We start from the raw sequence: 11,401 nt of genomic DNA on the forward strand, positions 1-11,401 counted from the left end.
AGCATAGCAAGGCGTCCTCGCCCGGTTCGAGCCGGACGACGAGCGGCGGTCAGCCGCAGGTCGCGCCCTCGCCCGGCAGCACGCCGTCGATGAGGTACCGGTCAACGGCGCGGTCGACGCACGCGGAGCCGCGCATGTACGCGGTGTGCCCTTCGCCCTCGTACGTGAGCAGCCGGCCGGAGTCCAGCTGCTCGGCGAGTGCCACCGCCCACGCGTACGGCGTCGCCGGGTCTCCGGTCGTGCCGACGACGAGGATCGGTGGCGCCCCGCTCGCGTGCACCGGGGCCGGTTCGCGCACCGCCTCGACGGGCCACGCGTCGCAGAGGACCTCCCCGTAGGCGAGGGCCTCACCGAACGTCGGGGACACCTCCTCAAGGCGCTGGGCCGTGGCCGCCATCGACTCCGGGTCCGCGTCGACCGGGTAGTCCAGGCAGTTGACCGCGTTGAACACCTCGAGCAGGTTGCTGCCGTAGGAGCCGTCCTCCTCCCGGCCGGCGTAGACGTCGGCGAGCGCGAGCAGACCGGCGCCGTCCCCGGCCAGGGCCTGACCGAGGGCCTGGTCGAGGACCGGCCAGCTCTCCGGGTCGTAGAGCGCCGCGATGAGGCCGTAGAAGGCCAGCGACGCGGTCAGCGGCCGCTGCGGGTCCCCGGTGCGCAGCGGCTGCTGCTCCGCGTCCTCGAGCACCTGACGGACCTGATCGAGGCGCTCGTCCAGGTCACCCCGCAGCGGGCAGTCCGAGCGGCTGCCGCAGTCCTCGGCGTAGGCCCTCAGCGCCCGCTCCATGCCCTCCGCCTGCCCGATGCTGACGTCGGTGAACGACTGCGCGGGGTCCAGCGCCCCGTCGAGGACCATCCGCCCCACGCGGCCCGGGTACAGGTCCGCGTAGGTGGCGCCGAGCAGGGTCCCGTAGGACTTGCCGAGGTAGTGCAGGCGCTCCTGGTCGAGTGCCGCGCGCAGGACGTCGAGGTCCCGGGCCGCGCTGACCGTGTCGACGTGACCCAGGAGCTCACCGGCGTCCGCCGCACAGGCCCGCCCGAGCTCCTCGGCGTCCGCGCGCATCGCCGCCAGCCCCTCCGGCGTCGTCGGGTCCACCTCGGCGGCCAGGAACTCGTCCAGCTCGGCGTCGTCGAGGCAGTCGATGGGCTCGGAGGCACCCACGCCACGCGGGTCGAAGCCGACGAGGTCGTAGGCGTCCCGCAGGTCACGGGTGGTGACGAGGTCGCCGTAGTCGCCGACGTACTCCACACCCGAGGCACCGGGTCCCCCAGGGTTCATGAACAGCGCGCCGACCGCGTCCCCGTCGGTGCGGCGGCGGACGACGGCGAGGTCCAGCGTCTCGCCGTCCGGGTCGGCCCAGTCGACCGGGACGGTGACCGCAGTGCACTCCGTCCCCGGTCCGCAGTCCTCCCACGCCGGCTCCTGGTCGTAGAACCGGGCGTAGGCAGGGTCGGTCGCGGGGTCGTGCGTCGGGTGACCCTCACCGCCGCCGCCGGCCCCGGTGCCGCCCGTCGCACCGTCAGCGGTAGGCGGGGGCAGGGGTGGCAACGTGGTCGGCGCCCCGGACGGGTCCTGACTCTGCCCGCCCGCGTCCGTGCACCCAGCCACGACCGCCCCGGCGAGCAGGACGGCAGCGACCGGGCGGAGACGTCCGAGCAGGCGGCCGCCACGGCCGGCTCCCGTCCCGGTCACGCTCCCGCCAACCGCAGTGTCATCGACTCCACGGCGAGCAGCACGTTGAGGCTCGACTGCTCGGCCAGGTTCGAGCGAGTACGGCTGATCGCGTCCAGGCGGCGCAGCGTGTCCTCGGGGCGCCACTGCCGGGCCAGGTCCTCGAGCCGGTCGCGCAGCTCGGCGTTGACGAGATCGACTCCGGCGCCGAGCTGGAGGACGAGCACGTCCCGGTACACCGAGGCGAGGTCGAGCAGTGCACGGTCGAGGACGTCGAGGCGCAGCCGCTTCTCTCTGCGCTTCTGGTCCTCCTCGAGCGCCTTGAGCTGCGAGCGCAGCGCGGGAGGCAGGCTGCCGGCCGCCTCCGCACCGAGGGAGCGCAGCATCGCCGCCCGCTCGCTGGCGTTGCGCTCCTCCGTGGCCGCCTTGGCCTCCTCCGTCGCCACGTCCACCAGGGCCCCGGCCTGCGTCACCGCCTCACCGACGTCCCGCAGCGACAGCGCGATGCGCAGCACCTCCTGCCGGCGGATGCGCGCCCCTTCGTCGCGGGCGAGGCGGCGCGCCAGGCCGACGTGGCTCTGGGCGGCGCGGGCGGCGAACGCCGCCATCGCCGGGTCGACGCCGTCTCGCCGGACGAGCAGGTCGGCCACCGCCTCCACCGGGGGGACGCGCAGCTGCACGGGTCGGCACCGAGACCGGATCGTCGGCACGATGTCCTCCGGGCTCGGGGCGCACAGCAGCCACACCGTGTGCTCGGGTGGCTCCTCGATCGACTTCAGCAGGACGTTCGAGGTCTTCTCCATCATCCGGTCTGCGTCCTCGACGAGGATGATCCGCCAGCGACCCTGGGACGGGTGCTGATGCGCGACCTGGACGAGGGACTTGACCTCCTCCTTCTTGATGGTGATGAGCTCCGTGGCGACGACGAGGACGTCGGCGTGCGTCCCGCCCAGCGTCGTCCGGCAGGCCCGGCACTGCCCGCACCCCTGCTGCTCGCACTGCAGCGCGGCAGCGAACGCGCGGGCAGCCGTCGAGCGACCGGAGCCGGGCGGCCCGGTGAACAGCCAGGCGTGCGTCATGCCGCCGCTGCCGGCACCCGGGGCGCCGGCAGCGTCCCGGACGGCGCGGCGGAGCACCTCGACGGACGCCTCCTGCCCGACGACGTCGTCCCAGACGCTCACCGGTTGCTCCGTCCGGACGGATCGGGACCGGCGTCGGAGAGCTCGTCGGCGAGGTCGCGGACCGCGGGGACGCCGAGCTGCTCGGTTCGCTCTCCCTGCTCCCCCTTCCGGTGCGGGGCCGGGAGGCTCTCGGCCAGCCGCTCACGGATGCGGGCGTGCACGGTCTGCGGGTCGCTCGCGGCGTCGACGACCAGGTAGCGCCGGTGATCCCGGCGGGCCAGCTCGAGGAACTGCGCACGCACCGCGTCGTGGAACTCTCCCGACTCGCCCTCCAGGCGGTCCTCTTCGCGACCGCGGCGGCTGCGCGCGACGTCCGGGTCGAGGTCGAGCAGCACCGTGAGGTCCGGCTGCAACCCGTTCGTGGCCCACCGCGAGAGTGCCGCGACCTCGTCGCTGTCCAAGGCCCTGCCGGCACCCTGGTAGGCGACCGACGAGTCGCTGTACCGGTCGGTGACGACGACGGCGCCACGGTCGAGCGCGGGGCGGATCACCGTGGCGGCGTGCTGGGCCCGGTCCGCCGCGAAGAGCAGCGCCTCGGCTCGTGGGTCGATGTGGTCGCCGTGCAGCAGGACCTCTCGGAGCTGCGCTCCCAGGGCCGTGGCACCGGGCTCCCGGGTGACGACCACGTCGTGGCCGAGTTCGCGCAGCCAGGACTCGAGCAGGGACACCTGCGTGGTCTTGCCGGTCCCGTCACCGCCCTCGAAGGCGACGAGGTAGCCGTGACCGGTCCGCGGAAGAGGCGGTGGTGCCGCGAGGTGGCGGCGCCGCCATGCGCGCAGCAGGTCCTCGCGCAGCGGCACGCTCGAGCCGTCGTCCATCTGGCGGTAGGAGACGACGCCGATGGTCACCGCGATGACCGCGGCGACGAGCAGCGTGAGGGCTGCCCCGTTGTACGTCAGGGACACGTTGTCGCCGAACCGGATCTCGTGCTGCCCGAGCAGGGCTGCGAGTGCCGGGGCGAACGCCATCACCCCGATGAGGACGATCCGGGAGGCGTACTGGACGAACGCGAAGGTCCGCCCGCGGATCTCGTCGGCGACCTCGAGGCCCAGCATCGTGTACCCGGTGACCCAGGCGATGCCTGCGCCCACGCCGAGGGCACCGGTGAACAGGGTGGCGAGCACGATGTTCGGGATGAGGGCGACGAGGGCGAGGAAGAAGCCCGCCGCCACGATGGCAGCCGCGAACAGCCGCCACCGCGGCAGCTCGGCCAGCACCCGGGGGCCGACGAACATCCCACCGGCGAGCCCCGCGAACACCGCTGCGAACAGGATCCCGTAGCCAGGAGCGCCGGCTCCGAGGTCGGAGGCGAAGGTCGGCGCGACACCGATGACGAACCCGCCGGCACCGAAGGCGCCCAGCATCCCGATGACGAGACCACGCACCAGCGGGGTCGTGCCGACGAACCGCCAGCCCTCGGTGATGGTCCGCCACACCCCGGGGGCACGCTCGGTGGGCCGTTCGTTCGCGGCAGGGCGCCTCGGCATGTCGAGCTGCCAGATGACCAGGGCGGCGACCAGGTAGGTGAGGGCGTTGACGTAGAGCGCCAGGTCGATGGGCCCGCCGATGACGTTCAGCACCGAGCTCAGCGCGCCGGAGACCAGGGTGAGACCGGAGAAGAGCAGGGCAGCCACCGGAGCGCTGCCGTACGTCGTGGCCAGGCTCAGCTGGTTGGCGGCCTCCAGACGCTGGCGGGGTACGAGGTTGGGGACCGTCGCGTCCTTGGCCGGCACCCAGAACAGACCGATGATCTCGATGAGCACCGTGGCGACGTACAGCCACCACAGCGTGCCGATCACCGGGATCGAGACGAAGAGGCCGAACCGCAGGAGGTCCCCGACGACCATGTTGACCTTGCGGTCGAGGCGGTCGGCCATCACACCGGCCAGCGGTCCGAAGACGATCGCCGGTGCCAGCCGCAGGGTGAGGACGCCGGCGACGGCGAGGTTGGCGGCCGCGTACGACGACTCCCCGCCGAGCCGGCTGGCGAACGCCGTGACGGCGAGCAGGCCCAGCCAGTCCCCGAAGCTCGACAGGCCGAGCGAGAGCCACAGCTGCCGGAACGGGCGGATGGCCAGGACCCCCCGGATGTCGTGGTCGGGGGCTTCGGCGTGGGCAGCGAAGGCACCGGTGCGTCGCCTGCCACCGGCCACGCCGGCGGGCTGCGCCCCGCCCTGAGTGCTCACCCGGCCAGCGTAGAGCGGACCGACGGATCAGCGTCGCCCGGACCAAGGTCTCCGGACGACGCTCGCGACCACCCGGTCAGGAGGCCCGGGACGAGTTCCCGGACCCAGCCGTCCGAGCCGCCGCCGTCTTCTTCGCCGGGGTCTTCTTGGCCGCCGTCTTCTTGGCCGCCGTCTTCTTCGCCGGGGTCTTCTTGGCCCCGCGCTTGCGGGCGGGCCCCTTGGCGCGCTTCTCCGCGAGCAGCTCGACGGCCCGCTCGAGGGTCACCGACTCCACGGAGTCCTCCGTGCGCAGGGTCGCGTTCGTCTCGCCGTCCGTGACGTACGGGCCGAAGCGGCCCTCCTTGACCACGACAGGCCTGCCGCTCTCGGGGTCCTCGCCGAGCTCGCGCAGCGGTGCCGCGGCCGTCCGCCCGCCGCGGCCGCGCTTGGGCTGGGCGTAGATCGCGAGCGCCTCCTCGAGCGTGATGTCGAAGATCTGCTCCTCACTGTCCAGGGACCGTGAGTCGGTGCCCTTGCGCAGGTACGGCCCGTACCGGCCGTTCTGCGCCGTGATCTCCTCGCCGGACTCGGGGTCCGTGCCGACCACCCGGGGCAGTGACAGCAGCCGCAGCGCGTCGTCGAGGGTCACGGTCTCCAGCTGCATGGACCGCAGCAGCGACGCAGTGCGTGGCTTGGATCCCTTGGGCGCGTCGTCCGGGAGCACCTCGGTGACGTACGGCCCGTACCGGCCGGACCGGGCGACCACCAGGTGGCCCGTCTCGGGGTCGGTGCCCAGCTCCCGCTCGCCGTCGTTCTGGGCGGCGAGCAGCTCGCGGGCCTTCTCGGGGGTGAGCTCGTCGGGCGCGACGTCGTCCGGGACGCCGGCACGCAGGGGCTCCCCGCCGTCCTCACCGGGCACCTCGACGTACGGGCCGTAGCGCCCGACCCGCACCACGATCCCGTCACCGATCGGCACCGAGTTGATGTCCCGGGCATCGATCTCCCCGAGGCCCTCGACGAGGCGCCGCAGGCCCTGGGCGGCGTCCTCACCGCCGCCCTCAGAGCTCTGCCCGAAGTAGAACCGGGCGAGCCAGGACACCCGCTCCTCCTCGCCGGCGGCGATCCGGTCCAGGTCGGACTCCATGGCGGCGGTGAAGTCGTAGTCGACGAGCCGGCCGAAGTGCTCCTCGAGCAGCCTGGTCACGGCGAACGCCAGCCAGGTGGGCACCAGGGCCGAGCCACGGTGCCGGACGTAGCCCCGGTCGGAGATGGTGGCGATCGTGGCCGCGTAGGTCGACGGCCGCCCGATGCCCTTCTCCTCCATCGCCTTCACCAGCGACGCCTCGGTGTAGCGCGGCGGCGGCGAGGTGCGGTGGCTCTCGGGCTCGGCGCGCAGCACGTCCAGCGCCTGGCCGCGCTCCATCTCCGGCAGCCGGCGCTCACCACCGTCGTCCTCGGCCTCGCGCTCCTCGTCCCGGCCCTCCTCGTAGGCGGCGAGGAAGCCCCGGAACGTGATGACCGTGCCGGAGACGGACAGCTCGACGTCCTCGCCGGAGGCCACCCGACCGCCGAGGCGCACGGTCGCGGTCGACCCTCGAGCGTCGGCCATCTGACTGGCCACGGTCCGCTGCCAGATCAGCTCGTAGAGCCGGAACTCGTTCCCGCTGAGGGCACCGGCGACCTGCGCCGGCGTCCGGAAGGTGTCCCCGGCCGGACGGATCGCCTCGTGCGCCTCCTGGGCGTTCTTGGACCGCCCCGCGTACACCCGTGGGCGGTCAGGGACGAACTCCGGGCCGTACAGCTCGGCCGCCTGGTGCCGCGCGGCGCGCACCGCCTGGTCGGACAGCACCGTCGAGTCGGTCCGCATGTAGGTGATGTAGCCGTTCTCGTAGAGCGACTGCGCGACCCGCATCGCGTCCCGGGCGGACAGCCGCAGCTTGCGTGAGGCGTCCTGCTGCAGTGTCGAGGTGGTGAACGGGGCGGCGGGGCGGCGCGTGTACGGCTTCGTCTCGACGCTGCGGACGGCGACCGGCGCCTGCCGCAGGCCGGTCGCGATCCGGGTCGCGACCTCCTCGTCGAGGGCGACGACGTCCCGGCTGCGCAGCCGGCCCAGGTCGTCGTAGTCCCGGCCGGTGGCCACCCGGGAGCCGTCGACGGCGACGAGGCGGGCGGTGAACGCCGACTGCTCCCCGTGCGGGCGCAGCTCCGCCTCGACGTCCCAGTACTCGGCGGCGCGGAAGGCCATCCGCTCCCGCTCCCGCTCCACGACCATCCGGGTCGCCACGGACTGGACCCGCCCGGCCGACAGGCCCTGGCGGACCTTGCGCCACAGCACCGGGGAGACCTCGTACCCGTAGAGGCGGTCGAGGATGCGCCGGGTCTCCTGCGCGTCGACGAGCCGGGTGTCGATGTCACGGGTCGTCTCGATCGCCCGCTGGATCGCCTCCCGGGTGATCTCGTGGAAGACCATCCGCCGCACCGGCACCTTCGGCTTGAGCTCCTCGAGCAGGTGCCAGGCGATGGCCTCGCCCTCGCGGTCCTCGTCGGTGGCCAGGTACAGCTCGTCGACGTCCTTGAGGGCGCGGCGCAGCTCGGCGACCTTCTTGCGCTTGTCCGGGTTGACGACGTAGTAGGGGGCGAAGTCGTGCTCGACGTCGACCGCGAACTTGCCGAGCGGTCCCTTCTTCAGCTCGGCGGGCAGCTCGGACGGCTGCGGCAGGTCACGGATGTGCCCGACGCTGGCCTCGACCTCGTAGCCGTCGCCGAGGTAGCCCGCGATGGTGCGGGCCTTGGCCGGGGACTCGACGATGACGAGCCGGCGCACCCCCGGGGATGCCGCCTTCTGCGTGCTGGCCACGGACTGCCTTCCTGCTGCCGGATGAGCGCGTGCGGTGGGCACGGTAACCCGTCGCGAGCCCGAGACGGTCACGCAGCCCACAGGAAGGCGTCTGCTGCGGGGGATCCGCACGGCAGGTCTGCCCGACTGGGGACACCGCCGTGGCGCCGGTCAGGAGTCGCCTCAGCGGTCCACCGCCTGCGCGCTTCCGCCGTACTGCTGGCGCAGGACTGTCTTCAGCACCTTGCCGGTTGCTGTCCGCGGCAGCTCGGAGACGAACTCGACCCGGGTAGGGCACTTGAAGTGGGCGAGCCGCTCCCGGGCGTACGCGATGAGCTCCTCGGCCGTCGTCTCAGCGCCGTCCTGAAGCGCGACGGTGGCCACTGGGGTCTCGCCCCACCGGGCATCCGGTACGCCGACGACAGCCACCTCACGGACCGCCGGGTGGCGGTGGAGGACCTGTTCGACCTCGATCGGGTACACGTTCTCACCGCCGCTGATGATCATGTCCTTCTTGCGGTCGACCAAGGTGATGAAGCCCTGCGGGTCTATGCGGCCCAGGTCACCAGTGTGGAACCACCCACCGCGGAACGCCTCCGCGGTGGCCTCCGGGAGGCCCCAGTAGCCGGTGAAGACATTCGGTCCGCGCAAGACCAGTTCGCCGACCTGGTCCGGGGCAACATCCTTGTCGGCCTCGTCGACGATACGCGCCTCGACATGGAACACTGCCCGACCGATGGATCCCGCCTTCTCCTTGACGTGATCGGCATCAAGGATAGAGACAACTGGAGCGGTCTCGGTCATTCCGAAGCCCTCCTGGAAAGGAAGTCCCTTGCCTTGGTAGAACTCGATGACGGGCAGCGGGCACGGCGCCCCGCCCGAGACAGCGAGTTCCAGCGACGACAGGTCGAAGTCGTCGAAGCCGGGCACCGACATGAGCGCAGCCCACATGGCCGGGACCATGAACTGCACCGTGGCCCTCTCTCGGGACATCGTCTCGAGGGTTCGGACCGGGTCGAACGACGGCAGCAGCACGTTGGTCCCGCCGACGTACAGCAGAGGCAGGGTGTGGATCCCGAGGCCGCCAATGTGAAACATCGGCGCCACCGTCACGGTGACGTCGGACTCACGCAGCCCGCGTCCGAAGGAGAGGCTGTTCACCACGTTCCACAGGTGGTTGTCGTGGGTCAGCATCGCTCCCTTGGGCTTGCCGGTGGTTCCTGACGTGTACATCAGGCAGGACAGGTCACGTCGATCGACGTCGGACCTCATCGGACGCGAGTCACCGCTGGCCAGCACGTCCTCGTAACGGAGCTCGCCGTGGTCGGGTTCGCCAGCAACGATCAGCCGGGACCTGACGTGAACACCCTCCTGCGCCACGGCCGCACGAGCCACCGGTGCCAGCGGCGCCGAGTACACGAAGGTGTCGGCCCCCGAGTCGGCCAAGAGGTAGGAGATCTCGGCCGGCGCCAGTCGCACGTTCATGGGTACGAACACTGCGCCCAGCTTGGCGGTAGCCAGCATCGTCTCCAGAAACGCGGTGCTGTTGACCAGCAGCCCGGCGACGCGGTCGCCGCGGCGGACCCCAAGGGCTGTCAGTGCCCGGGCCAGCTGGTTCGTGCTGCCGTCCAGGTCGGTGTAGGTCAGGCGCCGCGGACCGTCTACGACCGCGATCCGGTCCCCGGAGAGGAACGCCCTTGTCGCGACCCAGCCGCCGATTCCCATGTCCATGCCTGTCCTCCCGGAGAGATGGCCGCAGAGTGAGCCAGATCACGGCAGTTTGGCGAAACCTGACGGTGCCGTCAAGATGGCGGCACACATCTGCTGGAGGACTTGAGTGACGACTAAGGGATCGGGAGTCCCCCCAGTCACCGCACGCGGCCGGCGAACCCGGTCGGCGTTGCTGCTGGCTGGGCGGGAGCTGTTCGAGGAGCACGGGTTCTCGACCGTCGGCATCGATGCCGTCGCGCAGCGCGCTGGGGTGTCCCACGGAACCTTCTACACGTGGTTCGACTCCAAGGAGGCGTTGCTCCGCGAGATCGTCTCCGAGGTGGCCAGGGACATCTTCTCGGCCACCTCGATCGGTAGCCGCCTGCCGCCGGACGCGGCCTACGCCCGCATCGAGGCGGCGAACCGCTCGTTCCTCCGAGCCGTCACGCGGCACTCGCGCATCCTGAGGGTGCTCGACTCCCTGGCGGATACCCGGGAGGACTTCCGCGGGCTGCGACTGGAGATCCGGGAGTCGTTCGTCCAGCGCGGGATGGAGGGCCTGATCCGACTGCAGCACCTGGGCCTGGCTGACCCACTGCTGCCACCGCGGGCGACGGCCAGCGCGCTGGGGGCCATGGTGGAGTCCTTCGCCCACCTGTGGCAGGACCCCGTGGAGGGGCTGGACGAGGCGGCTGCCGTCGACGTCCTCACCCGGCTGTGGGCCGGTGCGATCGGCCTGGCGCCGTCCGCCTGGCCGGGCGGGGACCGAACGAGCGCGCCGGACACGGAGGCAGTCGCCGACGGGGAGGCGCGCACCGACTGAGCGGTGGGGACCCGCACTCAGCGCGGCTCCCAACGCCACGGGAGCTCGCGAGTGCGCGTCACGCGTCCCCTGCTCTCGAGGAGGACCAGGTGCGCCAGCGTCTCCGCTACGGCCGCTCGTCGCATGAAGCCGGAGATCTGGTCCCACGGTCGCGACCAGGTCAGCGCGGCGGTCAGCTCCCACGTCGTCGGCCTCGCCGCGGTGGCGGTGCGGATCTCCTCCAGGCGCGCGTCGTGGTGGGCCAGGAGCGTCGACACGCGCGCAGCGAGCCCGGCAAAGCGGTACTCGTGCGCCGGCAGCACCTCGTCCAGGTGCAGGTCGAGTCTGCTGACACGGGCCAGGGACTCGACGAAGTCGGCCAGCGGGTTGCCCGAGGACTGGGCGTGCACCCCGATGTTCGGCGTGATCCGGGGCAGGACGTGGTCGCCGGAGAACAGGACCCGGCGGCGGTGCTCGTAGAAGCACAGGTGACCAGGGGAGTGACCAGGTGTGTGCACCGCACGCAGGTCCCAGCCCGGCAGCGGGAGTCGCTCACCGTCCTGGATGAGGCGGTCCGGTTCGGCCTGGCGCACGTAGTCGACGATCTCCAACGACGCCCGGGACAGGTTCCCGAGCTCGTCCTCCGGCACGCCGCAGTCCCGCAGCAGAGCGGCCATGTCGTCGAGCAGGTCGTTGATGCCGGCCCCGTACCGAGCGGGCAGCAGCGCCGCGTCGTCGGGATGCAGCCCGACCCAGGCACCGGAGGTATCGCGGACCCGGCCGGCCAGCCCGTAGTGGTCGGGGTGGATGTGCGTCACCATCACGCCGCGGACGTCCCCGACGGCGTACCCGGCCGTCGCTAGGCCGTGAGTCAGAGCCTGCCAGGCCTCGTCCGTGTCCCACCCGGCGTCGATCAGCGCCACCCCGTCGTCCATCTCGAGGGCGTACACGAGCACGTACCGCAGCGGGCTGTTGGGGATGGGAACCGGGATGGACCACAGCCCTGGCTGGACCTGCTCCACCGGTGGCAGGAGCCTC

General features: G+C 72.1%; 7 protein-coding genes. 1 reads left to right on the forward strand and 6 read right to left on the reverse strand.

What is annotated here, in order from left to right; genetic code table 11:
* Nucleotides 1–49: 49 nt before the first annotated feature.
* From ACFP6A_RS01880 to ACFP6A_RS01900, 5 genes are all read right to left on the reverse strand, one after another.
* Nucleotides 50–1,690, reverse strand: a complete 1,641-nt coding sequence (locus ACFP6A_RS01880; RefSeq protein WP_379601113.1) for an alpha/beta hydrolase — start codon at nt 1,688–1,690, stop codon at nt 50–52.
* Nucleotides 1,687–2,850 carry a DNA polymerase III subunit delta' gene (locus ACFP6A_RS01885; RefSeq protein ID WP_379601115.1) on the reverse strand — a complete coding sequence of 388 codons (1,164 nt, stop codon included), beginning with the start codon at nt 2,848–2,850 and terminating at the stop codon, nt 1,687–1,689. Before ACFP6A_RS01885 ends, ACFP6A_RS01880 begins: the two co-directional genes overlap by 4 nt.
* Entirely contained in the window at nt 2,847–5,036 is a 2,190-nt protein-coding gene (gene tmk / locus ACFP6A_RS01890; RefSeq protein ID WP_379601117.1) for a dTMP kinase, read from the reverse strand. Before tmk ends, ACFP6A_RS01885 begins: the two co-directional genes overlap by 4 nt.
* Before the next feature lie 76 nt (nt 5,037–5,112).
* Nucleotides 5,113–7,872, reverse strand: a complete 2,760-nt coding sequence (gene topA / locus ACFP6A_RS01895) for a type I DNA topoisomerase (RefSeq protein WP_379601118.1) — start codon at nt 7,870–7,872, stop codon at nt 5,113–5,115.
* 162 nt (nt 7,873–8,034) lie between these two features.
* Entirely contained in the window at nt 8,035–9,582 is a 1,548-nt protein-coding gene (locus ACFP6A_RS01900; RefSeq protein WP_379601119.1) for a long-chain fatty acid--CoA ligase, read from the reverse strand.
* A 169-nt stretch (nt 9,583–9,751) separates the two neighbouring features.
* Between ACFP6A_RS01900 and ACFP6A_RS01905 the strand changes: the two genes are divergently transcribed.
* A complete protein-coding gene (locus tag ACFP6A_RS01905; protein ID WP_379601121.1) occupies nt 9,752–10,384 on the forward strand; it encodes a TetR/AcrR family transcriptional regulator in 633 nt (210 codons plus the stop codon).
* A 17-nt stretch (nt 10,385–10,401) separates the two neighbouring features.
* Here ACFP6A_RS01905 and ACFP6A_RS01910 read toward each other — a convergent pair whose 3' ends face one another.
* Nucleotides 10,402–11,385, reverse strand: a complete 984-nt coding sequence (locus tag ACFP6A_RS01910) for an MBL fold metallo-hydrolase (protein WP_379601122.1) — start codon at nt 11,383–11,385, stop codon at nt 10,402–10,404.
* Nucleotides 11,386–11,401 lie beyond the last annotated feature (16 nt).

It is taken from the genome of Quadrisphaera sp. GCM10027208 (assembly GCF_042658805.1).
In the GTDB taxonomy this organism is placed as follows: Bacteria; Actinomycetota; Actinomycetes; order Actinomycetales; family SCSIO-59966; genus SCSIO-59966.